Below are 24,497 nucleotides of genomic sequence, written 5' to 3'. Positions count from 1 at the left end.
ACGGCATACTACGCGCCGTCAATCCCTATCCAGCTCTGCGAGGCCGTACGACGTGTTGAAGAAAACCCTGTTCCAGTTGCACTGGTTTTTCGGCATCACGGCCGGGCTGGTACTGGCCCTGATGGGGATTACCGGGGCAGCGGTGTCGTTTCAGGATGAAATACTCAGGGCGCTCAACCCCAGCGTATTGACGGTCGAAAAACGCGAAGCCGGCGTGCTGCCACCCGCCGAGCTGGTGCGCAAGCTGGAGGCCACCGAAGGCAAGACCGTGTCGATGCTGTGGGTGGAAAGCGACAGCGGCAACGCGGCACGTGTGTTCTTCAGCGCGCCACCGGGTGAGCGACGTGGCCAGATGCGCTACTTCGACCCTTACACCGGCGACTACATGGGCGACGCGGTGGGCCAGGAGCTGTTCGGCTTTATCCTGCAAGTGCACCGTTTCCTCGCCATGGGTGAGACCGGGCGGCAGATCACCGGCGCCTGCACGCTGATCCTGCTGTTCTTTTGCCTGTCCGGCCTCTACCTGCGCTGGCCGCGCCAGGTGACGAACTGGCGCGCCTGGCTGACCCTGGACTGGCGCAAAAAGGGCCGCAGCTTCAACTGGGACCTGCACTCGGTGTTCGGCACCTGGTGCCTGCTGTTCTATCTGTTCTCGGCGCTCACCGGCCTGTACTGGTCCTACGACTGGTACAACAAGGGCCTGACCCAACTGCTGTCCGACGCGCCGCAAAACGAACGGGTACGCACGCGTAACCCGGCGCCTGCAGACGCCCTGCCTGTGGCCGATTACAACGCGATCTGGAGCAGCATCTACAGCAACGCCGGCCCCGGCTTGAGCGCCTACAACATTCGCATGCCGACCGTCGCCGGGCAGCCGGCCATCGTGTATTACCTGCTGCGCAACGCGTCCCATGACCGCGCACTGAACCAGATCAATCTCGACCCGGCCACCGGCGAGGTCAAATCCCATGACCGCTACGCTGGCAAAAGCCTCAAGTCGCAGCTGCTCACCAGCATTTATGCGCTGCACACCGGCAGCTACTTCGGCGTCGTGGGGCGGGTCATCCTCACCGTCAGCGCGCTGTGCATGCCGTTATTCTTCATCACCGGCTGGCTGCTGTACCTCGACCGCCGCCGCAAAAAACGCCAGGTGCACAAGGCCCGCAGCGGCCTTGCGACCAATCACAGCCAGGCACCGGCCTGGCTGATAGGCTTCGCCAGTCAGAGCGGCTTTGCCGAACAACTGGCCTGGCAGACCGCCGGGCAACTGCAGTCCGCCGGCCTGCCGGTGAATGTGCAGCCCCTGGGCAGTCTCAGCCAGGATGAGTTGAGCCAGGCGCAAAACGCACTGTTCGTGATCAGCACCTTCGGCGATGGCGAAGCCCCCGACAACGCCCGTGGTTTCGAGCGCAGCGTGCTGGGCCAGGATGTGTCCCTCACAGGCTTGAACTACGCCGTGCTGGCCTTGGGTGATCGCCAGTACCCACACTTCTGCGGCTTTGCGCGGCGCCTGCAGTTCTGGCTGACCCAACAGGGCGGCAACCCGCTGTTCGCCCCGGTGGAAGTCGACAGCGGCGACACTGCCGCCCTGCTCGACTGGCAACAACAACTGGGCCAACTCACCGGCCAGGCGCCACCAGCGGCCTGGCCGGTGGCGCAGTATGAACAGTGGACGCTGAGCCAGCGCACGCTGCTGAGCCGCGACAGCGCGAGCGCGCCGGTGTACCTGCTGGGTTTGACCTCAGCGTCGCCCCACGAATGGCTGGCCGGTGACCTGGTGGAAATTCTGCCGTGCAATGGCCAGGACGCCATCGAACAGTTTCTCCAGGGCCTGGGCCTGAACGGCAGCGCAGAGGTGCTGATCGACGGCCTGCCGCAACCACTCGCCCAAGCGCTGGCCACACGCCAGTTGCCGGCCAACCTTGCGCACATGGTCGGCCTGCACGCCCAGGCGCTGGTGGACGCACTGGTGCCGCTGGGCATGCGCGAGTATTCCATCGCCTCGATTGCCAGCGACGGTGTACTCGAACTGATCGTGCGCCAGGAACGCCACGCCGACGGCAGCCTGGGCCTGGGTTCCGGCTGGCTCACCGAACACGCCGTCATCGGCTCGGCAATCCGCCTGCGTCTGCGCCGCAACAGCGGCTTCCACCTGCCCGACGTACCGGTGCCGCTGATCCTGCTGGGCAACGGCACCGGCCTCGCCGGCCTGCGCAGCTTGCTCAAAGCGCGCATTGCCGAGGGCCAGCAGCGCAACTGGCTGTTGTTTGGCGAACGCACGCGCCAGCATGACTTCCTCTGCCAGAACGAGCTTCAAGGCTGGCTGGCCAGTGGTGACCTGGCGCTACTGGACCTGGCGTTTTCCCGCGACCAGGCGGAAAAAATCTACGTGCAGGACCGTTTGCGCGAATCGGCCGACGTGCTGCGCAAATGGCTGGCCGAGGGTGCAGCGATCTATGTGTGCGGGAGTTTGCAAGGGATGGCGACGGGGGTGGATCAGGCGCTGGCGGACATACTGGGCAGTGAGGCCGTGGAGCGGTTGATTGAGCAAGGGCGTTATCGGCGGGACGTGTATTGATGTGCCGAACGCTGTGCAAAATGTGGGAGGGAGCAAGCCCCCTCCCACATTTGGATCTGCATTGGTCTGATGGATATCACACTGCTTTTGATCTGCCTTGCTTCGGTTTTTGATCTTGATCTCAGCGCCCCGTCAACCACGCTGACCGAACGCAGGCTGCAACCTCTGCTCAAACACAGAAACCCCATCCAGATCCCGCAAAACCACCGTCAACTCCCCTGTCTGCCCATCAATCTGCACCTCACCAAAAAACTGAAACCCGGCAAACGGCGAGGTGTTCTGCGCTGGCGGCGCCTTCTCGAACACCACCTCGGGGCCAAAGGTCTTGTCCAGTGGATTAGGCCCAAAACTCCCCGCATTCAAGGGCCCGGCGACAAACTCCCAGAACGGATCAAAATCCTGAAACGCCGCGCGGTCCGGGTGGTAATGATGCGCGGCGCAATAGTGCACATCCGCCGTCAGCCACACATGGTTGCGCACCTGCTGCGTCCGCAGAAACCCGAGCAGTTCGGCGATTTCCAGTTCACGGCCCTGCGCCGGGCCCGAGTCGTTGTTGGCGATGGCCTCCCAACGCGGCACGCCGGGGCTGACTTCGCCGTCGGGCACGCCAAGGCCGATGGGCATGTCGGCGGCAATGACTTTCCACTGGGCCGTCGAGGCCTTGAGTTCGCGCTTGAGCCAGTCCAGTTGTTCACGCCCGAGAAAGGGCTTTTCACCGCCCAGGTTGTCATCATTGGGGCCGCGATAGCTGCGCATGTCGAGCACGAACACGTCCAGCAACGGGCCGTAGGCGAGTTTGCGATAAATCCGCCCGCCGGCATCGGCGCCCTGCCTGCGCATCGGCGAATATTCCAGCCAGGCCTGGCGTGCACGGCCGACCAGGGTGTTGATGTCCTTGACCTTGTAACGCTCGTCGAGCTGCTTGCCGGGCGACCAGTTGTTCACCACTTCGTGGTCGTCCCACTGCCAGATCTGCGGCACCTCAGCGTTAAAGCGCCGCACGTTTTCGTCCAGCAGGTTGTAGCGATAATTGCCGCGATAGTCGTCGAGGGTTTCGGCAACCTTGCTCTTGGACTCGGTGGTGAGGTTGCGCCAGATGCGGCCGCCTTCGGTGGGCAGCTGCGCCGGTACCGGGCCGTCGGCGTAGATGGTGTCGCCGCTGTGGATAAAGAAGTCCGGCAGGCGCAGGCGCATGGCCTCGTAGATGCGCATGCCGCCGATGTCCGGGTTGATGCCGAAGCCTTGGCCGACGGTGTCGCCGCTCCACACAAAGCGAATGTCGCGGCGTTGCTGCGGCACGCTGCGCAGGTGGCCAAACCACGGTTCGCTGGCGACGCCGCTCTGGGCGTCCTCGAAATGCACGCGGTAGAAAATCGCCTGGTCGACCGGCAGGCCGGTGAGTTCGACGCGGGCGGTGAAGTCGCTGCGGCTGTCGGCCAGCGGCGAGACAAACCGGCGCGGGTTGCTGAACACGCTGCGGGTGTCCCACTCCACCACCATGCGCGCAGGGCGGTCGCTGCGGCTCCAGATCATCGCGCGGTCGCCCAGCAGGTCGCCGGACTGCACACCGTCGGTGAGCTGCGGCCGGTCCTTGACCGACGCGATCACCGCCGGGGCCAGGCCAGGCAACAACAGGCCGGCGCCGACGACTTGCATCACGCGGCGACGGCCGAGATCGAAGTGGCTCATGCGGGTGCCCTCTGGGTATCAAAGAGGCCACTAAACCATGCCGATATGACACCGACCTTACAGCCAATAAAGCATTAAATGTGGGAGGGGCTTGCTCCCGATGGCGGTGGGTCAGTCAGATATTCATTGACTGATAGACCGCCATCGGGAGCAAGCCCCCTCCCACATAAAGCTTACCTGCCGCTCTTCTAGGCGGGCGCGACTGCCAGCTCAACCGCCTCCGGGCGTTTGATCAGCGCATACACGACACCGGTCACCACACTGCCGGCCACAATCGCCAGCAAATACAGCAGCGCGTGATTCATCGCATTCGGAATGATCAGCACAAACAACCCGCCATGGGGCGCGGCCAGTTTGCAGCCGAAGTACATCGACAGTGCACCGGTCAACGCGCCGCCGGCGATGCTGGCCGGGATCACCCGCAGCGGGTCCTTGGCCGCGAAGGGAATCGCGCCTTCAGAGATGAAACACATGCCTAGAATCATCGCCGCCTTGCCGGCCTCGCGCTCGGTCTGGGCAAACTTGCGCCGCGCCAGGAAGGTGGCGATGCCCATGCCAATCGGTGGCACCATACCGGCGGCCATGGTCGCGGCCATCGGTGCACCGCTGGAAGCCGCCAGCAGGCCGACCGAGAACGCATACGCGGCCTTGTTGATCGGGCCGCCCAGGTCGACGCACATCATGCCGCCCAGCAGGATGCCGAGCAGCACGGCGTTGGTGGTGCCCATGGTGCTAAGAAAGTCCGTGAGGCCGGTCAGCAGTCGCGCCACGGGCGGGCCCACCAGGTAAATCATCGCCAGACCGGTGAACAGACTCGCCAGCAGCGGAATGATCAGGATCGGCTTGAGCGCCTCCAGGCTCTGGGGCAGCTTCACCGCACGGGTGATCAGCTTGACGCAGTAACCGGCGAGGAAACCGGCGAAAATCCCGCCGATGAATCCCGCCCCCAGGGTGCCGGCCAACAGGCCGCCGATCATGCCGGGCGCGATGCCGGGACGGTCGGCAATCGAGTAGGCGATATAGCCTGCGAGCAACGGCACCATCAGCATGAAAGCCTGGTCGCCGACGCTCTTGAGAGCCGCCGCCAGGGTGCCCTTTTCTTCGAAGGCATGGATGCCGAATACGAAGGACAAGGCGATCAACAAGCCGCCCGCCACCACCATCGGCAACATGAACGACACCCCGGTAAGCAGGTGCTTGTAGACCCCGGTTTTTTCCTGCCTGGCCACCGCGCCGCTGGCGGCGCTTTCCACCGCACCTTCGGCCAGCGCCTTGTTGAGGGTCGCTTCCGATTGCTTGAGGGCGATGCCGGTGCCGCAGCGGTAGATCTTCTTGCCGGCGAAGCGCTCGGTGGCGACTTCGATATCGGCCGCCAGCAACACCACGTCTGCCTCGGCGATGGCCTGCGGGCTCAAAGGTGTACGTGCGCCGACCGAGCCCTGGGTCTCCACCTGCAAATCGTAACCCAGGCGCTTGGCCGTCTGCTGCAAGGCTTCGGCGGCCATGAAGGTGTGCGCCACGCCCGTTGGGCAGGCGGTGATCGCGACGATACGCGGCGCCTGACTGGCCGCTTCCTGCGTGGCGACGTACACCTGGGCCTCCTCGGCCCCACGGCGCAATACCGCCTCGACATCGGCCAGCGCCTGGGCCGGCGTGCTCTGGAACACCCGCTTGCCGATGAACCGTTGCATGTCCACCGGCGTGCTGCTGACCAGCAACACCCACTCGGCATCGTTGAGGATCGCTTCGGACAACTGACGTTCAGGGTGCTGCACATCGATCACTTCGACGCTGGTGCTCCACCCCTGGCGCTGCGCGGCGGCGTCCAGCAAGCGGGCGCACAGCACACTGGTGACCATGCCGTTCGGGCAGGCGGTAACAATGGCTAATTTCATGACAAACCCTCTTATTGTTCTGTCAGCGCGCGCACTTGGACGCCGCTCTGCAAAATGTCCAGCTGTGCGTGGTCGCCGATGCCGAAACCGACCTGCGTCACCGCCATCGCGGCAATTGCCGTGGCGCGGCCCAGGGTCTGCTCCGGCGTATCGCCATTGAGCAGGCCGTGGAGCATGCCGGCCAGCAGCGAATCGCCGGCGCCCACGGTACTCGCCACCGTCACCTTGGGCGGCGTGGCGTGCAGGGTTGCAGCGGGGCTGTACCAGCTCACGCCCGCAGCACCGTCGGAAACCACCACATGCTCCACGCCCATCTGCTGCAAACGGCTGATGGCATCCGGGGCATTGCCCAGGGCTTCGGCCAGCTCTTCGGTATTGGGCTTGACCAGCCATGGCCCGGCCTGGAGGCCTGCGCGCAGGGCTTCGCCGCTGGTGTCCAGAGCGACTTTCAAGCCTTGCGCCTTGAGCGTTTCCAGCAAGGCCTGAAACCACTGCGGGCTGACGCCGCGCGGCAAGCTGCCGGCGACCACTACCGCGTCGAACCGGGGGCCGATCTCTGTCAGCAGCTCAAGCAGTTGCGCTTGCGCCTGCTCACTCACCAGCGGCCCCGGGGCATTGATGTCAGTGACGCGGCCGTCGTGTTCGGCAATCTTGATATTGCTGCGGGTTTCGCCCGGCACGCGCACGAATGCGTCGCCAAACCCACGGTGGGCGATCAGCGCATCGAAAGCCTGCGGGTTGGCGTCGCCGAGAAAGCCGCTCACGCTCAACTGGTGCCCCAGGTCGGCGAGCACCTGGGCAACGTTCAGGCCCTTGCCCGCCGCGTGTGTGAGCATGTTTTCGCTGCGGTTGACCTCCCCCGGTTCCAGGCGCGGCAGACGTACCGTGAGGTCCAGCGCCGGGTTCAGCGTCAGGGTCAAAATCTTCGCCATTTACACGGCCTCCACAAGGGCTCGCACTTCGGCGGGCGAACCCACCGCCAATGCTTTTTGCGCCAGGCTCTGGGCCTCGCTCAGGCTGAATTCACGCACCCGCGCTTTCACTTCAGGAATGCTGCGGGCCGACACGCTCAACTCGTCCACCCCCAGGCCCACCAGTACCGGCACGGCCAGCGGGTCGGCGGCCAGCTCGCCGCACACACCCACCCATTTGCCATGGGTATGGGCCGCGCGCACGGTGATGTCGATCAGTTGCAAAACGGCCGGGTGCAGACCATCGGCCTGGGCGGACAACGTCGGGTGGCCACGGTCGATGGCCAGGGTGTACTGGGTGAGGTCGTTGGTGCCGACGCTGAAGAAGTCGACTTCTTTGGCGAGTACCGGTGCCAGCAGCGCGGCCGACGGCACTTCGATCATGATGCCCAACTGCAAGTCGGCCACCGGGATTTCCAGGCGCAGGCGCTCGGTCATGTCGCGGGCCGCGCGCCACTCATCGACGCTGCCAACCATGGGGAACATGATGCGCAGCGGGCGGTTGTCCGCCGAACGCAACAGGGCGCGCAGTTGCGCTTCCATGATCTGCGGGCGTTGCAGGGTCAGACGGATGCCGCGCACGCCGAGGAAGGGGTTTTCTTCCTGGGCAATGGGCCAATACGGCAGGGGTTTATCGCCGCCCACATCCAGGGTGCGCACCACCAGCGGGCGACCGTCGAGGCCATCCAGCACGCGGCGGTATTCAGCTTCCTGGGTGGCTTCGTCCGGGGCCTGGGAGTGGGCCATGAAAATCAGCTCGGTGCGCAGCAGGCCGATGCCTTCGGCGCCCTGCTCCACCGCGCTGGCCACGCCGGCGCTTTCGCCGATATTGGCGAACACTTCCACCGAATGGCCGTCGCGCGTGCAGGCCGGCTCGTGGCGCTGGGCCGAGGCGGCTTGCAGGCGTTGCTCGCGGGTGTCGCGCTCCACGGTGGCACGCTGCAGCGTGGCGGCATCGGGGTCGACATGCAGGCGGCCGCGCTGGCCATCAAGCAGCAACGGCGTGCCGGCAGCCAGCAGCAACACGGCCGGCCCGGCGCCGACCAACGCGGGAATCCCGAGGGCACGGGCGACGATGGCGCTATGGGCCGTGGCGCCACCGCGGGCGGTGAGGATGCCGGCCACGCGAGTCGGGTCCAGACGTGCGACGTCCGAAGGGCCGACCTCGTCCATCACCAGAATGTAAGGCTCGCTCGGCTCCTGGGCGCTTTCGACGCCGCACAGTTGCGCCAGCACACGGCGGCCGATGTCACGCAGGTCGGCGGCGCGCTCGGCGAGCAAGGCGTCCTGCAGCGACTCCTGTTGTTTTGCGGCGCTTTCGATCACGCTCATCCACGCCGCCTGCGCGCTTTCGCCTTGCTTGAGGCGGGTGTCGACGTCGTCGGTGAGTTCCGGGTCGTCGAGCATTTCCTGGTGGGTGATGAAAATCTCGCGAATCGCCTTGGCCTGGCTGCGCTCGATCAGGCCCTGAATATCGCTGCGCACATCGGCCAGCGCGTCCTGCAGGCGCTGGCGCTCGATGGCGCAGGACTCGCCGCGCAACGGGTAATCAAACACCTGTTGCACTTGAATATGCGCAGGACCGATGGCGATGCCCGGCGCGGCGGCGATGGCCTGGCTCTGACTGCCGGCAACAGGTGCGCTGATCACCGGCTCGATATCGACCATTGCGGGTTTGGCGCTCACGGTCGGCAGCGGTTCGACGTCTTCGCCAAGGCCCTGCTCGACGGCGGCCAGCAAGGCCGGCAACGCGTCGCCGGCAATGCCTGGTTCGGCGACAAATTCCAGCACCTGGCCGCGACGCGCGCCGAGGCTGAGCAGCTTGCTCAAGCTTTTTGCCGACACGGCGCCCACCGCCCCATCGACGATGCGCAGGCGAATATCGCCGTCAAAGCTTTTCGCCAATTGCGCAAGGATCTTCGCCGGGCGCGCGTGCAGGCCGTGGGCGTTGGCCAGGGTGATGCGCGCACTGGGCCAGTCTGGCGGCAGTTCGCCGCCGAGCACTTCGAGCACCGCGCGACTGCTGGTGGCGCGCCCCAATTCCTGGCCGCGTCCTTCGATCAACAAGGCGCACAGGCGTTCGAGCAAGGCCTGATGCGCTTCGCCCAGGCTCGCCAGGCAGAACAGGCCATTGAGCGGCTGGCCGAGGTAGCGCATGGGTTTGTCCGGGGTGACAAATGCCAGGCCCGGACGCTTCACCGTTTGCTCGCTGTGCAGCCACCACAGGCCATCGCCCAGAGGCAGCGCCTCGACCTGCTGCAGCACGGCGGCGAAACCATTGCTCACGCAGTCGGCCTGGCGCAGCAGACGGGCGCCGCGCCATACGAGTTCTTCAAAATCATCGGCGGACACGCCCAGGCTGATCATCTGGGCGTCCAGCGCCAGTTCCTGCGGCGCGCCTTGCAGCAGTTTCAACAGCGCTTCGGCGCTTTCGGCGCGGCGCAGCGCCTGGCCCAGGTCGGTTTCACCGAGGGCGCGGGTCAAGAGTTGCAACAGGCGCAGGTGTTCATCGGACTTGGCGGCAATGCCGATCGCCAGGTAGACGATCTGGCCGTCGCCCCAATCCACCCCTTCGGGGAACTGAAGCAGGCGCACGCCGGTGGAAAATACCTGATCGCGGGTTTCCGGGGTGCCGTGGGGAATGGCGATGCCCTGGCCGAGGAAGGTCGAGCCTTGGGCTTCACGGGCCTGCAGGCCACTGAGGTAACCCTCGGCGACCAGGCCGTCGGTCACCAGTGTGTCAGCGAGCAGTTGCAAGGCAGCAGATTTATCCACAGCCACCTGGCCCATGGATATCTGCTCTACAGTGAGCTCAAGCATGCCGATCTCCTAGTTAGTGCGCGCAACGCACTAGGTATTGTTTTGAATAAAACAGTGTAAGCGTGTTTATGAACCAAACGGCTGATGGTCAATTGGCAGTAGCCAGTCAGTCGCGAACGTCGTAAAAATACGCTGGCTGAAACGTTTAATCTAGAATTTATGGCAGATTACGCGTTAATTGCGCAAGCTTGAAGGACCACTCGGCACTTGAGCTTGGACATTAGTCGCATGCCGGAATCGGTTACGATTGGACAAAATGTCGGGGCAAGCTCCAAAAAACAAGGAAATCCCGCTTTGAAACTCAGCGATATCGCACGCCTGGCCGGTGTGTCCGTGACCACCGCCAGCTACGTCATCAACGGCAAGGCCGCACAGCAGCGCATCAGCAGTGCAACGGTCGAGCGGGTGCGTGCCGTGGTCGAGGCCCATGGCTTTACTCCTAACCCCCAGGCCGCCGGCTTGCGCAGCCGGCACACGCGCACTTTGGGCTTTATCCTGCCCGACCTGGAAAACCCCAGTTACGCACGCATCGCCAAGCTGCTGGAACAAGGCGCGCGGGCGCGTGGCTATCAGTTGCTGATCGCCAGCTCCGACGATGACGCCGACAGCGAGCGCCAGTTGCTGCAACTGTTCCGCGCGCGGCGCTGCGATGCGCTGTTCGTCGCCAGTTGCCTGCCGGCCAGCGATGACAGCTACCGCGAGCTGCAAGCCAAGGGCCTGTCCGTGATCGCCATTGACCGGGTCATGGAGGCCGAGCAGTTCTGTTCGGTGGTCAGCGACGACCGCCAGGCGTGCCAGCAACTGACCAGCAGCCTGCTGCGACCGCTGCCCGGTCAGATCGCGCTGATCGGCGCGCGGCCCGAGCTGAGCATCAGCCAGGAACGCGCCGCGGGTTTTCGCCAGGCACTGCAAGGCTTTACCGGCGACGTGATCATCGAACAGGGCGAGGCCTTCAGCCGTGAATGCGGCCGACAGTTGATGGAGCAATTGCAACGCCTGGGGCATTTGCCTGACGCGCTGGTGACGACGTCCTACGTGCTGCTGCAAGGCGTGTTCGATGCACTGCACGATTACCCGCTCAAGTCGCAACCGTTGCGCCTGGGCACCTTTGGTGACACGCAACTGCTGGACTTCCTGCCGCTGCCGGTCAACGCCATGGCCCAGCAACATCAGCTGATTGCCGACGCGGCGCTGCGCCTGGCCCTGGCCGCCATCGAAGAGGAACACTACCAGCCCGGCGTGCACGCCATTGGCCGCACCTTCAAGCAGCGCATCATCGAGGCCTGAGCGTGGAGCTGATCGACACCCACACCCACCTGGACTTTCCGGACTTCGACGGCGACCGCCGTGACGTCCTTGCCCATAGCCGACAGCTTGGCGTGCAGCGCATGGTGGTGCTCGGGGTGTATCAGCAGAACTGGCAGCGTGTGTGGGATATGGTGCAAGCCGATGCCGGCCTGTTCGCCGCTTTTGGGCTGCACCCGGTATACCTCGAGCAACACCGACCCGCCGACCTGACTGAACTGGGCGACTGGCTGACGCGCCTGCACGGTCATCGGCAACTGTGCGCCGTGGGCGAGATTGGCCTGGATTACTTTATTCAGGCGCTGGACCGTGAGCGCCAGCAATCGCTGTTCGAAGCCCAGTTGAAGTTGGCGGTGGACTTCCAGTTGCCGGCGCTGGTGCATGTGCGCCGCAGCCATGCCGCCGTCATCGCCACGCTCAAGCGCATCCGCCTCCCAAGGGGCGGCATCATCCACGCGTTTGCCGGCAGCCTGGAGGAAGCCCGCGAATACATCAGGTTGGGTTTCAAACTGGGCCTGGGTGGCGCCGCCACCTGGCCCCAGGCCCTGCGCATGCACCGGGTGCTCGCTCAACTGCCGCTGGAGGCCGTGGTGCTCGAGACAGACTCGCCCGACATGGCGCCGGCCATGTACCCGGGCCAGCGCAACAGCCCGCAGCACTTGCCCGCCATCTGCACGGCCCTGGCCGAGCGTATGGGCATCAGCCCCCTAGCGCTGGCTGAGACGAGCACACGCAATGCGCGCGAGCTGTTCAATTGGTAGCACGTGGGCCGGGCTGACCACTTGCAGTTCCAGGATCATCCGCTGCCGGTGACGGACATAACGCAACACCAGAAAATGCACCAGCACCACGCCCAACGACAGGTTCAGTTGCTCGATGAGACCGATGAACCCGACCCACTGCGCCACCAGCGCCGCGATCAGCGTGGCGCTGGTCAGCACAATCATGCCCGGCCGCACCAGCACCCAGTGGTCCAGGGCCTTGAACCGGCGCAACTGCCTGGGGCAACTCAATTGCAGTATGCGCTGGCAGTACGGGCAGTCGAAGGGCTCTTGAATGGCGATGGCATTGATTTGCCAGGGCTTGAGTTCAAAGGTGATGTCGCAATGGGCGCAGTGCCCCTTGATGCCGATTGCAGCGGTCATCGTCGTGCCTCCATTGGAACGTAAGTGAATGATATAAATTCTCACTCATCCACGTCGCCAAAAGCGCCACCTGAAGAAATCAGGATATACACCACAACATCCAGCGAAAGAACTTACAACCCTCTCTCACCTACAAAATATGGAAAGCGCCGCCAAGCTTTTGAACTGGCTCTGTCACGCAGCAAACAGAGCCTCTGTGGCTGCCTGGATCAGCTCATGCCCCACTAAAAGAGGCGTTTTTGATCAAGGCAACACGGTCCAGATGGCGAAACCGGCGTACCACAGCACGGCGGCGCGCAGCAGCAATTCCCACAGGCGATCCAGGCTGTTGATACCTTCCGCCCCCACCGCTGGCGGAGGGATTTCGGCGGCGACCAGGCCGACCTTTTCCACCAGCTGTGCGGCGCTGATGTCCCAGCTCAGCAGCTCGTGAAGCATCACCCGGCCAACCGCGACGAAATTGCCCACCAGGGCGAAACTCGCTGCCAGCAGGCGTACCGGCACCCAATCAAACGCATGCCGCAGTTGCCCGGCACGCTCGGCGACCTGGGGGTTCTGGCTGTGCTCACTGGCCAGGGCCAGCAGGCGATACGCCAGGGCCGCGACCGGGCCCAGCAGGAAGTACCAGAAAATCACCGCAAAAAAACTCTGGTACGCCTGCCACAGCAGGTAGCCCTGAACGCGCTCCAGCAACTGCTCGCCACTGTCGGCACCCACGTTCAGATCGCGTTCGGCCACATGTTCGGCGGCCTGCAAATCGCCGCGCCGCCAGGCGTCACGGAATGGCCCGAGCGCCGCCAGCAGATCGCCACGCCCGAGGCTGTAAATCAGCACCAGCAAGTGCACCGGCAATGCCAGCAGACCGTACGCCACCGGCTCCAGTACCAGCAACAGCAACGCCAGCAACGCGATCGGCAACAGCACCAGCACCGCCAGGACCAGCCAGGGCTGCTTGCTCAGGCGCGGGCTCGCTTCCAGTCTGGCCAGCTCACGCAGCCAACCACCATCGCGCTGCAACCGCAGGCGCAAGGCCGAGAACTTCTCGATCCACACCGCCAATACCAACACCAGGAAACTCATTGTGCGTGTCCTCCTTGCTGCAGGGCACTGCGAAAGCGCGCCCAATCAAAAGCCGGACCGGGGTCGGTCTTGCGTCCCGGCGCTATATCGCTGTGACCACGGATACGTTGAGGGGTGATGCCCGTGTAAGCCGCCAGCAACTGTCGCGTCAGCTCTATCAGCGATGCGTACTGGGCATCGGTGTACGGCAGTTCATCAGTGCCCTCCAGCTCGATGCCCAGGGAGAAGTCATTGCACGTCTCACGCCCCTCAAAGCATGAGACGCCGGCATGCCAGGCCCGGTCGAGGCAGGACACAAACTGCGTCACTGCGCCGTCACGCTCAATCAGAAAATGCGCAGACACCCGTAGGTCGGCAATCCCTTCAAAGTAGGCATGTTCCGTGACATCCAGGCGGTTCTGAAAAAACTCCTGCACCTTGCCGGTGCCGAACTGCGCCGGCGGCAAACTGATGTTATGCACCACCAACAGTGAGATTTCGCCTGAGGGGCGCTCGTTGAAGTTGGGCGAAGGGCAGTGACGAATGCCCTGGCACCAACCACTGACGGGGTCCAGTTGCATGCGGGATCCTTGAACGTGACTAAGGGAACGTGACTAAGTGTGACCAGTATGCCGCGTTCCACCCCGTCGTTGCGATCACTTGCCTGGATTGAGTTGGCGCAGTTTGTCGATCACCACAGTCAGCGCACGCTCGAACAGCGGGCCATCATCCAGCGGGCGCAGAGCGTCACGCTTGAATGCCAGGGCCAGTTGGCCGACGCTTTTCTCCATGACCTTGAGCCCCGAGTGGTTGACGAATACATAGCTGCCGGCAGGCGCCATGATCGCCAGCAGCTTGCAGCGCACGGCGGCTGGCTGCTCGTCCTGCAACTCGACCCAACCACCGATTCGCAATTGCAACGCCTTGAGCAGATCAGGGTCGTCCGCCGGCAGGCCTTCGGTGGCATCGACTGCACCGGGGCCGAGCACAAGGGGCTCGCGCACCTCGATCAGCGCCTCGACACCCTCGGCCGGTGGTAGATGCAACGCCTGCAGGCGCACAAAGAAATCGCGCGTGCTGAACGGATCGAACGCTGCGCTGGTCAAGCCGTCACGCAATGCCTTGAGCAATCCCGGCAAGTGCTCCACCAGATGCCGACCGGCCTCGGTGTCTTGCTGCAGACTCACGCTCCAGATCAACTCGTCCATGGTGCGCAGCCCCGCCTGCCACTGCACCGACTGTTCGCCATGCTTGAGGCTGGCCAACAACAAAACCTGACTCCAGGCCTGTTGCAGAAACTGCACCACGGCCTGCGGCAACACCTTGCCCATCAGCCGGCGGTTGAGCACGTCAGCCACACGCTGGCGTGCTGCATCGGCACGAATGCGGCCATCTTCAGCGTCACGGGTGTGTTGCTCAATCAACTCGCTGCGCCGCTGCTCCTCGGCGCGCAATGCGCTGAACTGCGTCAGCAACCGGGAAAAAATCGCCGGGTCGTCGACGTATTCATTAAGCAGGCACTGCACGACCTGTTCGATGCGCAGGTACAGGCTGTCGCGCTGATAATCCTCGCACGGGTTCCAGCCCAGGGCCGAGGCGGCTATTTCATTGAGCAACTGCCGCGCGGGATGACTGGCGCAACTGAAAAGACGCTTGTCCAGCAACGCCACCTTCAGCATTGGGATCTGCAAGCGCGCAATCAACGCCTTGAAGGCTTCAGGCACCGCGGGGTCATTGAGCATGAACTCGAACAGCAGGGCGATCAGATTGATCACATCTTCGTCGACGCCCTCCACCACGCGGGACTTGCCACTCTTGACGCTGAAGCGGGTCAACAGTTGCTCAAGCTGATTACGCAGGTCGAAATCATCCTCGGCCTGCGGCTCCGGGACGTATTGCTGCAGATGGGAAAGCAGGCGCAGCAGGTCGCGGGTGGCTATTGGCTGGGGTTCGGCGCTGGCTTCCAGGGTGGGCGCCACACTGCCGCGCACGGCGGCGAGCAACTGTTGCAGGGCGGTAAAGTCCTGCTGACCATTTTCATCCAGTGCCTGGTCGGTTCCTGGCAAGCTGCCTGGGGGTGCAGGCTCACTCGTCACGCCTCCAGCACGACGACGGGAAGGCACACTCTTGAGTTCGGGTAAAACACCGGTCGCCACCAGCAACTGATTGGCCTCGCCGTACAACAGGTCGGCGTCGCTGAGTACGTATTTTTCAAAAAGCTTTAGCATGATCAGCTTGACGCGGATTTCCACACCAAGACTGCGTCCGGCGCGCAGGAAGAACTCGCACAACAGGGCCGGGCCCAGGGGGTTCTCGCGCTCCTCCAACTGCGTACCGAGCACCGCGTTCAGGCGGGCGGTCAACTGCCCGAGGACCAGGCCATCACGGTGCCGTACCCGACCGAGCATCGCATCGAGCGCCACGGCTTTTTCGTGGGCATCGCCGGTGGTACCTGGCAGCGAATCGTAGGACACCACCGGCACTATTCTCGGATCACCGCTGCCTGCCTGGCCGAGATGGGCGAAGGCCTGGAACAGTTGCGCCATGAAGACGCGTTCGAAATTCTTGCGCTTGAGCCGCAGGTCGCGCATGGCCTCGAAAAAGATATGGTGATCGGCGTTGCTGCGGGCCTTGTCGGCCATTTCGAACAAGGTATCGTCGGCGTTATCAAACAGCTCCTGCAAACCCTGTTGCAACTGTTGGGCAGCCTTGTCGCGAACCTGCAGCAACACCATCGGCAGGCGCGCGAGCGGCGATGGCGTAGCCTGTGCCCTGTTGATGGGCACCACCTTTCCGTCATTGTGCATCCTGGCCTCCTGAAACGGCGGTGTAAGGGGGTAGGACGATCAGGCGGGCGCCGCCGATATCCGATTATCACCGGGACGTCAAAGCTATGACGCCAATTGCAAGGCGCGGGATTATCTTGCAAACAGGGGGCGTTACGCCAGCAAACTCTGAGATTCAACGGCAAAAGAGCAGGTGGCGGTGGGTTCGGCCACGCAGTGCCCCTATAATCGGCGCACATTGTTTGTGGAGCCTGTTATGCCGAATCTCCGTCTTGCCGACCTCACCGCCGAAATCGAAGCCAACGTGCGCCGCGCACTGCTGGAAGACATCGGCAGTGGCGACATCACCGCGCAGTTGATCCCGGCTGAACGGTTGGCCAAAGCCACGATCATCACCCGCGACGCGGCGGTTATCAGTGGCACGGCCTGGGTGGATGCCGTGTTTCGCCAACTGGACCCGCGAGTCGCCGTGCATTGGCAGGTGGTCGACGGCGAGCGTGTCAGTCCCAACCAGGCGCTGTTCCACCTGGAAGGCCCAGCCCGCTCGCTGCTCAGCGGTGAGCGGTGCGCGCTGAACTTTCTGCAACTGTTGTCAGGCGTTGCCACGCGTGCCCGGTACCTGGCGGACTTCGTCGCCAGCACCCAGGTCAAGTTGCTCGACACACGCAAAACCCTGCCGGGCCTGCGCCTGGCGCAGAAGTACGCGGTGACCTGCGGCGGCTGCCATAACCACCGCATCGGTCTGTACGACGCGTTCCTGATCAAGGAAAACCATATTGCGGCCTGCGGCGGCATTGCCCAGGCAGTTGCCGCCGCGCACAGGATCGCGCCGGGCAAGCCGGTGGAAATCGAAGTGGAAAGCCTGGATGAACTGCGCAAAGCACTTGATGCGGGAGCGGACATCATCATGCTCGACGAGTTGAGTCTGGACGATATGCGTGAAGCGGTGCGCCTGAACGGTGGCAAGGCCAGGCTGGAAGCGAGCGGCGGGATTAACGAAAGCACCTTGCTGCCCATCGCCGAAACCGGGGTGGACTACATTTCGATTGGTGCGATGACCAAGGATGTGAAGGCGGTGGACTTGTCGATGCGACTGAGTATCTGACGCCGGTTTGATGCAGGAGCGAGCAAGCTCGCTCCTGCGCAGGTTCGCGTTCAGACGACCAGATTGTTCATCTCGCAATACTCGTCCCATTCGACACCCAGCACCTCGGCCGCCTCTTTGTGCAAGGCCAGCCGTGCGGTCTCGAACTCTTCCGGTGTCGAGGTGTACTTGAGGGTCAGTTCCCAAGGCTGGAGACTCTGGCTCTCGGCCTCATCCTCGAATGCCCACTGGATCTGGTCGCGCTGATCATCAGCGCTCAGGTCCTTGATCTCTTCTTTGAGCTGCGGCGTAGCCTCAAGGTATTTTTTGAGGGCTTCTTCGTGCCGGGCTTCCTGGGTCACTTCAGTCGTGGTCATGGTGTTCTCTCAGATCTGGGAATGGGGATGCATCTGGGTCATCAAGGTTGCGCAGATACGAAAGAGCGGGCGTGAATACCCGCTCGTCTGGCCTTCAGAACCATTCTTGGATCAGCTGAAAACAGTATTGCCGTTGAAACAGTTCGCGCGCCGGGCGCTCAGCCCGACACGCTGAACGATAATAGGCACTCTGCCGAAAGATCGCCACCCTCAGAAGGTGACTGGAGAAACCTCATCCGTTCATTGACTGCCTGCCGTTTCATGAGTAACGATCAGGCCAACATCCCTACGTGGAGAATGCATTTGCCTGCCCCCCGAAAACCTTCTCGCTTGCGCAGGTTCAGCACCAGCTTCGGCAAATGGGTGTTGCCTTCGTCTGCCACGGCACAGCTGCGCAAAGCGCCTTTGCATTCAAGAGCCTGCGTCAGGTCGAGCAAGGCGGAATTTATTTTTTATCGCCGGGCATTGGTCATCCGCCGCTGATAACTCATTCGATAGTCCTGCGCGAAGAAGCCGATTTGTGCGGGGAAGGCAATGTAATACTGCAGGTCGAGCATCCACAGCTGGTGTTTTATCGCCTGATGGAAGCCATGGTGGCAGACCGCAAAAAACGTTGGGGCATCCACCCCACTGCCGTTATTGGCGAGGATTGCGAAGTTGACCCTGCGGCTTACATAGGGCCTTTCTGCGTACTGGAGGACTGCGTTGTGAAGGCAGGTGCCAACCTTCACTCCCACGTGACCGTAATGCGTGGAAGCACCATCGAAGAAAATGTCACCATTGAATCGCACTCCACTGTCGGCGCAACGGGCGTGGCCTGGATTTGGGACCCGGCCACGCGTCGAAGAGTGATTCAACCGCAAGTCGGTTACACCAGAATCATGGAAGGCGCCTTCCTCGGTACGGATGTGACGGTGGTGCGCGGCTCAGTTAACGAGACAACAACCATCGGTCAGGGGTGCGTCATCGCACACGGCAGCAAGATTGGTCATGGCTCACTGATCGGCGACGAATGTCACTTTGCAAATAACGTATCGATTGCCGGCAACGTCACACTCGGAAATCAGTGCTTTCTTGGATCGGGTGCTATCGTAAGACCACAGACGCGCATAGCCGAGCGCACGGTGGTTGGCGCCGGAGCAGTGGTAGTGAAACACATTGAGGAGCCCGGACTTTTAGTGATGGGTATGCCAGCCAAAACGGTGAAGTCGGCAACTGACGATCTGTCAGGTGTCCCAAAATCATTGGAAAACTAAAAGTATCGAAATGAACAATTACTCAATCGTTTCAGACAAGGCAGTAATAGGCGACGGTGTTGTGATCGGCCGGTTCTGCATCATTGAAGATGATGTTGAAATCAAGGAAGGCGCAGTGATCGAAGACTATGCCATGGTGCTTAAAGGCGCCAAAATCGGCAAACATACAAAAATCGGCACCTATACGAAAATTGGTCGGAATGCGTTGATTGGAGATGATTGCTCATTCACCTCCTACTGTGAAATTCGAGACAACTGTCAGCTGGGTAATCGCGTACTGATGGGCAGTCGCGGCACACTTTCCGCCAACACCATTGTTGAAGACGACGTGGTGATGAAATATGCATTCGTGGTCACCGATACGCCCGACCTGACCAAAAATGACGAAAAGTGTGTAGGCACACTCAAGAAAGGCTCACGCTTCGGCGCCAGCGTCGTGATCATGCCGTCTGTGACCATCGGGGAAAATGCCGAGATTGGTGCGTGCTCTCAGGTGCGCAAGGACGTGCCCGACAATCAGGTGTGGTTCGGCATACCGGCCAGGTACTATCGGGACGTCTAAAACCCTTCGACTCAGGGCCTAGGCAGGGCAATCACGCCCTGGGCCCAGAAGCGCGGCTGCAGATGATCACCACGCCCGTCCAGATAGCTTTGCCGGGCTTGCTCCAGATGCGGTGCGTCGCGGATCACCACATACACCAACAGCCCCACTGCCAGCACCGTTGCGACTTTCCACGCACCGGTAGCCAGCGGCAGAGCAGCCGGCTCCGGGGCCCGCCGCACATGCAGCGCCATCAGCCAGCCCACCACCAGCGCGAGCCATACCTGCGAGTTGGGCATCACGATCACACCATCGACCATGGACTGCGTGAGTGCGCCGACCAGCGCCGCAAACAGGCATAAACGCAGAAGATCGGCACGCGTGGCAAGCATGGCACGCTCACGGATCAGGCCAACAGTGGCCCAGCAGCCCCAGCCTGCCAGAATCGCCACGCATAATGCCGACGGCACACCCCATTCACTGGCCCATTGCAGGATAGCCTGGTGAGGGTGTGCGGCGATGGGGTTGGCCACATCGGCAAAATGCATGGGCCCGAAGCCCAGCCAAGGGCGTTCGACAATCATCTGCCAGCCCTGCCACCAGATCGGACCACGACCCGACAACGACGTGGTGAGACGGTCACCGGCGGCACTGGCAATTTCGTTGCCCGAATAGCGCGCCACCAGCATGAACAAACAGCCGTACAGCAACAGGCCACCGCACACGCCCGCCAGTTGCCAGGCCACCCAGCGCCGCCCCCAGGGGCCAAGCCACATCAGCACGGCCGCCGCCGCCATCATGCCGAGCCATGTACCACGGGTACCGCCGCTGATCGCAATCAACCACCAGACGCACAACAACGCCAACGCGGCCGCACGTGCCGGACGGGAGACCTTGGGGATCAACAGGGACAGCGCCAGCAGTGGCAGGGTGAAGGTCTGGAATTGACCGTAGAAGCGCTTGTTGGAAAACCCGGACAACAGCAGGTCAAGGTTGAGCAGGCGCTGGCCGCTGCCGAACGCGAGCATCAACGCATACAGGTACTGCACTGACTTGATCACGCACAACATCAGCACGATCAACATCAGCGCGCTATCGATCGACTCACCGCCGTGGCGCCTGAGCGAGTTGACCGCCAGCGCAATCGCCCCACTGCAGATGAACAGCGCCATTTCAGTGAGTGCCCACAGGGGCTGGTGCGCAAGCGCCGAAGACACCAGGCCCAATACCATAATCAGTGCGATGCCTGCGGTCGCAGGCCGATTCACCGGGGACTCGGGTGAAGACACCGACAACCCGTACAGCACTGCGCACAGCCCCAGGCAGATCTGCGTCCCCCGTTGCAGATCATGCCCGCTGAACGGCGCACAGATGCCCAGCGCCAGCAGGCACGCTGTGGCGATCAGAAACAGATTGTCGCGCTGAGTACGGGTTAGCAACACGCTTTATGCCCCTGTGACACCACATCCTTTGGCGACGTATTTCGCCTCGGCGGTGGTCACGCACTTCCAGCCTTCGGTGGCACTGCGTGTGAGGGTAATGCTCTTGCTCAGCACTGGCGCCGGGGCGTCGAGTATTTCGCAATTGATGGAGCCGATGCCGGTGGCAACGTCGCCTGTCACGTCGATCTTGCAGTTGGCGGTGGGGCTGGTGCCGCCGATCAAGGCGACGGTGGGTACGGTTCCCTGGTTGAGGGTGTCTTCGTAGCCGGCCTTCAACGCGCTGATTTCAGCCAGACCGGCCGTGAACTTGGCCTTGGCCTGGTGCGTGGTGTACATGGGCAGGCCGATGGTGGCCAGGATACCGATAATTGCCACGACGATGAGCAATTCGATCAAGGTAAAGCCTTTTTGACGCATCACATTCACTCTCCAGAATAGAACCATGACAAGGCGCGTCCTGCGCCCCGTAGTCTGCAACGGCGCCAGTGTACTCATCCGCAGGCGCTCAATCGCGCCTTGGTCGCACATTCTGACATTTTGCCGCTCAGCGCGAGCCTGCCCGAGTCATTCCCCTGACTAAGCTTTAGGTCTTCGATGACCTGTGTGCGGAACCGTGACATGAACAACGCTTCAACGACGTACGACTGGGAAGGCATCAATCGCAAAGGGCACAGGGTGTCGGGGCAGACCACGGCGCACAACCCTGCGCTGGTCAAGGCACAGCTGCGCCAGCAGGGGATCAGCCCTGGCCGTGTGCGCAAAAAGTACCCGGGGTTACCCGGCCTGACGCAGCCGATAAAACCGTCGGATATAGCGCTGTTTACCCGCCAGCTGGCCACGTTGCTCAAGGCCGGGATCGCGCTGTTGCAAGCCTTCGACATCATCAGCGATGGCTTTGAAAATCGACAGATGCAGGCGCTGGTCAAAGGTTTGAAACATCAGGTTGCCGCCGGTAACAGCCTGGCGCAGGCGCTTCGTAAACAGCCGCGCCACTTCGATGATTTGTACTGCCACCTGATAGCGGCGGGCGAGCAGGCCGGCGCACTGGAAACCCTGCTGGAGCGCGTGGCCATCCACCTGGAAAAGACTGAACAGCTCAAGGCCAGGATCAGAAAGGCGATGACGTACCCCATCGCTGTCATCGTGGTCGCCGGCGTCGTGTGTAGCGTGCTGCTGATCCACGTGGTGCCACAGTTCGAGCAATTGTTCGCCGGGGTCGACGGCACGCTGCCTGGTTTTACCCTGCAGGTCATCGCGCTATCGGCGTTCATGCAGCAAGCCTGGTGGCTCCTCGCGCTGGGCCTCGCAGCGGGGTTTGTTGGGTTGCGCCACGCCTGCCGCACCTCACCTGGTTTTCGCCATGGGCTGGACGCCAGTGTGTTGAAACTGCCTCTGGCAGGTACACTGCTGAAAAAATCCGCAGTCGCCCGCTACGCCCGTACGCTTTCAACGACCTTCGCGGCCGGCGTGCCGTTGGTGCAAGCCCTTGAGTCCGTGGCTGGCGCGGTGGGCAACGGAACGTTCAAACAGGCGATAGAGCATATGCGTCACGATGTATCCACGGGCATGCAACTTCATCAGTCCATGGCGAACAGCGGGCTGTTCCCGCGCATGGCAATCCAGATGACCGCCATCGGCGAAGAATCCGGCACCCTGGAACACATGCTCGAAAAGGTCGCAAGCCATTACGAGTCCGACGTGGATAACCGGGTGGACAACCTCACCAGTCTGATGGAGCCGTTGATCATGGTGGTGCTGGGCTGCATTGTCGGGGCGCTGGTGATTGCCATGTACCTGCCGGTATTCCAGCTGGGTACGGCCTTTTGAACCTGCTGCTGATCGAGCAGCCCTGGGCCTTCGTCGCCATGGCGGTGGTGCTCGGCCTTGTCGTCGGCAGTTTCCTCAATGTGCTGGTGTGGCGGCTGCCAAAGATGCTCGAACGGGACTGGCGCGAGCAGGCCCGCGAGATGCTCGGCTTGCCCGTGGAGCCCGCCGCGCCGCCGTACAACCTGATGCACCCGAACTCCTGCTGCCCTCATTGCGCTCAGCCGATTCGGCCCTGGGAAAATATTCCGCTGCTCAGCTACCTCATGCTCAGCGGACGCTGCGCCCATTGCCATCAACCGATCAGTGCGCGCTATCCGCTTACCGAGCTGGCATGCGCCGTGGTCTCGGCCATGGTCGCGTGGCATTTCGGTTTCGGTTGGCAGGCCGGCGCCGTGATGCTGTTGAGCTGGGGATTGCTGGCGATGAGCCTGATCGATGTGGATCATCAATTGCTGCCGGACGTGCTGGTGCTGCCCCTGCTGTGGCTGGGACTGATCGGCAACAGCTTCGACCTGCTGGTGACACTGCCCGAGGCGTTCTGGGGCGCGGTGTTTGGCTATATGAGTCTGTGGACGGTGTTCTGGTTGTTCAAACTGGTGACCGGCAAGGACGGCATGGGCTACGGCGACTTCAAGCTGTTGGCGCTGCTCGGTGCCTGGGGCGGCTGGCAAATCCTGCCAATGACGCTGTTGCTTTCTTCGCTGCTGGGCGTGATTGCGGGACTGATCCTGATGCGTCTGAACAAGACTCAAACCTCCACGCCGATACCGTTTGGTCCCTATCTGGCAATTGCCGGCTGGATTGCGTTGCTCTGGGGTGGTCAAATAACCGACTTCTATTTGCAGTTCGTCGGTTTCAGATGACCTCTTCTGTCGCAACACCCTGGATTCTCGGCCTCACCGGCGGCATCGGCAGCGGTAAAAGCGCGGCGGCCCAGCACTTTATCGACCTGGGCGTCGATTTGATCGACGCCGACCACGCCGCCCGCTGGGTAGTCGAGCCCGGTCGCCCGGCGCTGGCACGCATCGCCGAACACTTTGGTGCCAGCGTGTTGATGCCCGACGGCAAGCTGGACCGTGCCGCACTGCGCAAGCTGATCTTTGAGGTTCCCGAACAACGCCTGTGGCTGGAAGCCCTGCTGCATCCGCTGATCGCCGAGGAAATCCGCAGCCACCTGGCGCGTGCGCAGTCCCCCTACGCCATCCTGGTGTCTCCGCTGCTGATCGAATCCGGGCAGTACAGCATGACCCAACGCATCCTGGTGATCGACGTGCCGCAATCGCTGCAGATTCAGCGTACTCTGCAGCGCGACGGCATCAGCGAGCAACAGGTGCAGGCGATTCTCAAGGCCCAGTCCAGCCGCGAAGACCGCCTGAACCATGCCGATGACGTACTGGTCAATGACCAGGACCTCGCTTGGTTGCACGGCGAGGTCGAGCGACTGCACCACTTTTACCTTACTTTGCGTGGAGGCCGATCATGAGCCAACCCTTGACCGTCGACTGTCCAACCTGCGGGGCCCCCGTGGAATGGAAAGCGACCAACCTCAACCGGCCGTTCTGCTCGGACCGCTGCAAACTCATCGACCTGGGCGCCTGGGCTGCCGAAGAGCACAAGATTCCGGTGGCGCCGGATGCCGAAGACGAGCTGTTCTCCGAGGATCTGACGCCGCGACACTGAGGTCGTATAAAGGTGGGACTTCCTGCGGTCATCGTTTGAACG

21 protein-coding genes are annotated in these 24,497 nt (G+C 62.5%); 10 read left to right on the top strand and 11 right to left on the bottom strand.

The features are described 5' to 3' along the window. The first annotated feature begins 52 nt into the window (after window positions 1-52). A complete protein-coding gene (locus VRB54_RS03705) occupies window positions 53-2,578 on the top strand; it encodes a sulfite reductase flavoprotein subunit alpha (protein WP_338479581.1) in 2,526 nt (841 codons plus the stop codon). Between the two features lie 132 nt (window positions 2,579-2,710). Here the strand turns inward: VRB54_RS03705 and VRB54_RS03700 are convergent, their stop codons facing one another. The 4 genes from VRB54_RS03700 to ptsP form a co-directional block, all read right to left on the bottom strand. Continuing rightward, the gene (locus tag VRB54_RS03700) at window positions 2,711-4,267 is read right to left on the bottom strand and encodes an alkaline phosphatase D family protein (protein WP_338479580.1); all 1,557 of its coding nucleotides are present in this window, start codon (window positions 4,265-4,267) and stop codon (window positions 2,711-2,713) included. Window positions 4,268-4,455: 188 nt separating this feature from the next. Continuing rightward, a complete protein-coding gene (locus VRB54_RS03695) occupies window positions 4,456-6,162 on the bottom strand; it encodes a PTS fructose-like transporter subunit IIB (RefSeq protein WP_338479579.1) in 1,707 nt (568 codons plus the stop codon). 11 nt (window positions 6,163-6,173) lie between these two features. Next, window positions 6,174-7,094, bottom strand: a complete 921-nt coding sequence (gene pfkB, locus VRB54_RS03690) for a 1-phosphofructokinase (protein WP_338479578.1) — start codon at window positions 7,092-7,094, stop codon at window positions 6,174-6,176. Continuing rightward, complete coding sequence (gene ptsP / locus VRB54_RS03685) at window positions 7,095-9,953, bottom strand: phosphoenolpyruvate--protein phosphotransferase (protein ID WP_338479577.1); 2,859 nt, start codon at window positions 9,951-9,953, stop codon at window positions 7,095-7,097. 294 nt (window positions 9,954-10,247) lie between these two features. On the opposite strand from ptsP, the gene cra reads away from it, so the two are divergent. Both cra and VRB54_RS03675 read left to right on the top strand, forming a co-directional pair. After that, entirely contained in the window at window positions 10,248-11,240 is a 993-nt protein-coding gene (gene cra, locus VRB54_RS03680) for a catabolite repressor/activator (RefSeq protein WP_338479576.1), read from the top strand. Window positions 11,241-11,242: 2 nt separating this feature from the next. Beyond that, window positions 11,243-12,019, top strand: a complete 777-nt coding sequence (locus tag VRB54_RS03675; RefSeq protein WP_338479575.1) for a TatD family hydrolase — start codon at window positions 11,243-11,245, stop codon at window positions 12,017-12,019. Here the strand turns inward: VRB54_RS03675 and VRB54_RS03670 are convergent. The 4 genes from VRB54_RS03670 to VRB54_RS03655 all read right to left on the bottom strand — a co-directional run bounded on the left by VRB54_RS03670 (window position 11,966) and on the right by VRB54_RS03655 (window position 16,269). Next, complete coding sequence (locus tag VRB54_RS03670) at window positions 11,966-12,403, bottom strand: hypothetical protein (protein ID WP_338479574.1); 438 nt, start codon at window positions 12,401-12,403, stop codon at window positions 11,966-11,968. The two genes, VRB54_RS03675 and VRB54_RS03670, sit on opposite strands and share 54 nt — an antisense overlap. 243 nt (window positions 12,404-12,646) lie before the next feature. Next, a complete protein-coding gene (gene ampE / locus VRB54_RS03665) occupies window positions 12,647-13,483 on the bottom strand; it encodes a regulatory signaling modulator protein AmpE (protein WP_338479573.1) in 837 nt (278 codons plus the stop codon). Next, window positions 13,480-14,043: a 1,6-anhydro-N-acetylmuramyl-L-alanine amidase AmpD gene (ampD, locus tag VRB54_RS03660; RefSeq protein ID WP_338479572.1), complete on the bottom strand. Its 564-nt coding sequence runs from the start codon at window positions 14,041-14,043 to the stop codon at window positions 13,480-13,482. Before ampD ends, ampE begins: the two co-directional genes overlap by 4 nt. 75 nt (window positions 14,044-14,118) lie before the next feature. Continuing rightward, window positions 14,119-16,269 (bottom strand): DUF1631 domain-containing protein, encoded by a 2,151-nt coding sequence (locus tag VRB54_RS03655; RefSeq protein WP_338479571.1) that lies wholly within the window; start codon window positions 16,267-16,269, stop codon window positions 14,119-14,121. Between the two features lie 235 nt (window positions 16,270-16,504). On the opposite strand from VRB54_RS03655, the gene nadC reads away from it, so the two are divergent. Beyond that, a complete protein-coding gene (gene nadC / locus VRB54_RS03650) occupies window positions 16,505-17,353 on the top strand; it encodes a carboxylating nicotinate-nucleotide diphosphorylase (protein ID WP_338479569.1) in 849 nt (282 codons plus the stop codon). A gap of 50 nt (window positions 17,354-17,403) precedes the next feature. Here nadC and VRB54_RS03645 read toward each other — a convergent pair whose 3' ends face one another. Next, complete coding sequence (locus tag VRB54_RS03645) at window positions 17,404-17,709, bottom strand: DUF6388 family protein (protein WP_338479568.1); 306 nt, start codon at window positions 17,707-17,709, stop codon at window positions 17,404-17,406. 290 nt (window positions 17,710-17,999) lie between these two features. On the opposite strand from VRB54_RS03645, the gene VRB54_RS03640 reads away from it, so the two are divergent. Continuing rightward, on the top strand, window positions 18,000-18,965 hold the full coding sequence (locus tag VRB54_RS03640) for a hypothetical protein (RefSeq protein WP_338479567.1): 966 nt from the start codon (window positions 18,000-18,002) through the stop codon (window positions 18,963-18,965). A 10-nt stretch (window positions 18,966-18,975) separates the two neighbouring features. Next, complete coding sequence (locus tag VRB54_RS03635; protein WP_338479566.1) at window positions 18,976-19,527, top strand: transferase; 552 nt, start codon at window positions 18,976-18,978, stop codon at window positions 19,525-19,527. Between the two features lie 11 nt (window positions 19,528-19,538). Here VRB54_RS03635 and VRB54_RS03630 read toward each other — a convergent pair whose 3' ends face one another. Both VRB54_RS03630 and VRB54_RS03625 read right to left on the bottom strand, forming a co-directional pair. Then, window positions 19,539-20,948, bottom strand: coding sequence for an O-antigen ligase family protein (locus tag VRB54_RS03630; protein ID WP_338479565.1), 1,410 nt, complete (start codon window positions 20,946-20,948; stop codon window positions 19,539-19,541). A gap of 3 nt (window positions 20,949-20,951) precedes the next feature. Continuing rightward, window positions 20,952-21,365, bottom strand: a complete 414-nt coding sequence (locus VRB54_RS03625) for a pilin (protein WP_338481043.1) — start codon at window positions 21,363-21,365, stop codon at window positions 20,952-20,954. A gap of 201 nt (window positions 21,366-21,566) precedes the next feature. Here VRB54_RS03625 and VRB54_RS03620 point away from each other — a divergent pair, with 201 nt between their 5' ends. Genes VRB54_RS03620 through yacG form a run of 4 tightly spaced genes read left to right on the top strand, consistent with a single transcriptional unit; the run spans window position 21,567 to window position 24,455 of the window. After that, on the top strand, window positions 21,567-22,775 hold the full coding sequence (locus VRB54_RS03620) for a type II secretion system F family protein (protein ID WP_338479564.1): 1,209 nt from the start codon (window positions 21,567-21,569) through the stop codon (window positions 22,773-22,775). Continuing rightward, window positions 22,772-23,638 (top strand): A24 family peptidase, encoded by an 867-nt coding sequence (locus VRB54_RS03615; protein ID WP_338479563.1) that lies wholly within the window; start codon window positions 22,772-22,774, stop codon window positions 23,636-23,638. Before VRB54_RS03620 ends, VRB54_RS03615 begins: the two co-directional genes overlap by 4 nt. Beyond that, window positions 23,635-24,258, top strand: coding sequence for a dephospho-CoA kinase (gene coaE / locus VRB54_RS03610; RefSeq protein WP_338479562.1), 624 nt, complete (start codon window positions 23,635-23,637; stop codon window positions 24,256-24,258). The genes VRB54_RS03615 and coaE overlap by 4 nt, the downstream gene beginning before the upstream one ends. Beyond that, window positions 24,255-24,455 carry a DNA gyrase inhibitor YacG gene (gene yacG, locus VRB54_RS03605; protein WP_004372356.1) on the top strand — a complete coding sequence of 67 codons (201 nt, stop codon included), beginning with the start codon at window positions 24,255-24,257 and terminating at the stop codon, window positions 24,453-24,455. Before coaE ends, yacG begins: the two co-directional genes overlap by 4 nt. Window positions 24,456-24,497: the final 42 nt, after the last annotated feature.

The sequence above is a fragment of the Pseudomonas trivialis genome (genome assembly GCF_036864995.1).
Lineage (GTDB): Bacteria > Pseudomonadota > Gammaproteobacteria > Pseudomonadales > Pseudomonadaceae > Aquipseudomonas > Aquipseudomonas trivialis.
Note: the sequence above shows the minus strand (reverse complement) of the source record. Positions and strands in the feature narration are given on the sequence as shown.

Excerpts from the sequence above, each read along its gene's own strand:
- VRB54_RS03700 (WP_338479580.1), bottom strand. The coding sequence starts at position 4,267 with ATGAGCCACTTCGATCTCGGCCGTCGCCGCGTGATGCAAGTCGTCGGC.
- VRB54_RS03695 (WP_338479579.1), bottom strand. The coding sequence starts at position 6,162 with ATGAAATTAGCCATTGTTACCGCCTGCCCGAACGGCATGGTCACCAGT.
- pfkB (WP_338479578.1), bottom strand. The coding sequence starts at position 7,094 with ATGGCGAAGATTTTGACCCTGACGCTGAACCCGGCGCTGGACCTCACG.
- ptsP (WP_338479577.1), bottom strand. The coding sequence starts at position 9,953 with ATGCTTGAGCTCACTGTAGAGCAGATATCCATGGGCCAGGTGGCTGTG.
- VRB54_RS03670 (WP_338479574.1), bottom strand. The coding sequence starts at position 12,403 with ATGACCGCTGCAATCGGCATCAAGGGGCACTGCGCCCATTGCGACATC.
- ampE (WP_338479573.1), bottom strand. The coding sequence starts at position 13,483 with ATGAGTTTCCTGGTGTTGGTATTGGCGGTGTGGATCGAGAAGTTCTCG.
- ampD (WP_338479572.1), bottom strand. The coding sequence starts at position 14,043 with ATGCAACTGGACCCCGTCAGTGGTTGGTGCCAGGGCATTCGTCACTGC.
- VRB54_RS03655 (WP_338479571.1), bottom strand. The coding sequence starts at position 16,269 with ATGCACAATGACGGAAAGGTGGTGCCCATCAACAGGGCACAGGCTACG.
- nadC (WP_338479569.1), top strand. The coding sequence starts at position 16,505 with ATGCCGAATCTCCGTCTTGCCGACCTCACCGCCGAAATCGAAGCCAAC.
- VRB54_RS03645 (WP_338479568.1), bottom strand. The coding sequence starts at position 17,709 with ATGACCACGACTGAAGTGACCCAGGAAGCCCGGCACGAAGAAGCCCTC.
- VRB54_RS03635 (WP_338479566.1), top strand. The coding sequence starts at position 18,976 with ATGAACAATTACTCAATCGTTTCAGACAAGGCAGTAATAGGCGACGGT.
- VRB54_RS03625 (WP_338481043.1), bottom strand. The coding sequence starts at position 21,365 with ATGCGTCAAAAAGGCTTTACCTTGATCGAATTGCTCATCGTCGTGGCA.
- VRB54_RS03620 (WP_338479564.1), top strand. The coding sequence starts at position 21,567 with ATGAACAACGCTTCAACGACGTACGACTGGGAAGGCATCAATCGCAAA.
- coaE (WP_338479562.1), top strand. The coding sequence starts at position 23,635 with ATGACCTCTTCTGTCGCAACACCCTGGATTCTCGGCCTCACCGGCGGC.
- yacG (WP_004372356.1), top strand. The coding sequence starts at position 24,255 with ATGAGCCAACCCTTGACCGTCGACTGTCCAACCTGCGGGGCCCCCGTG.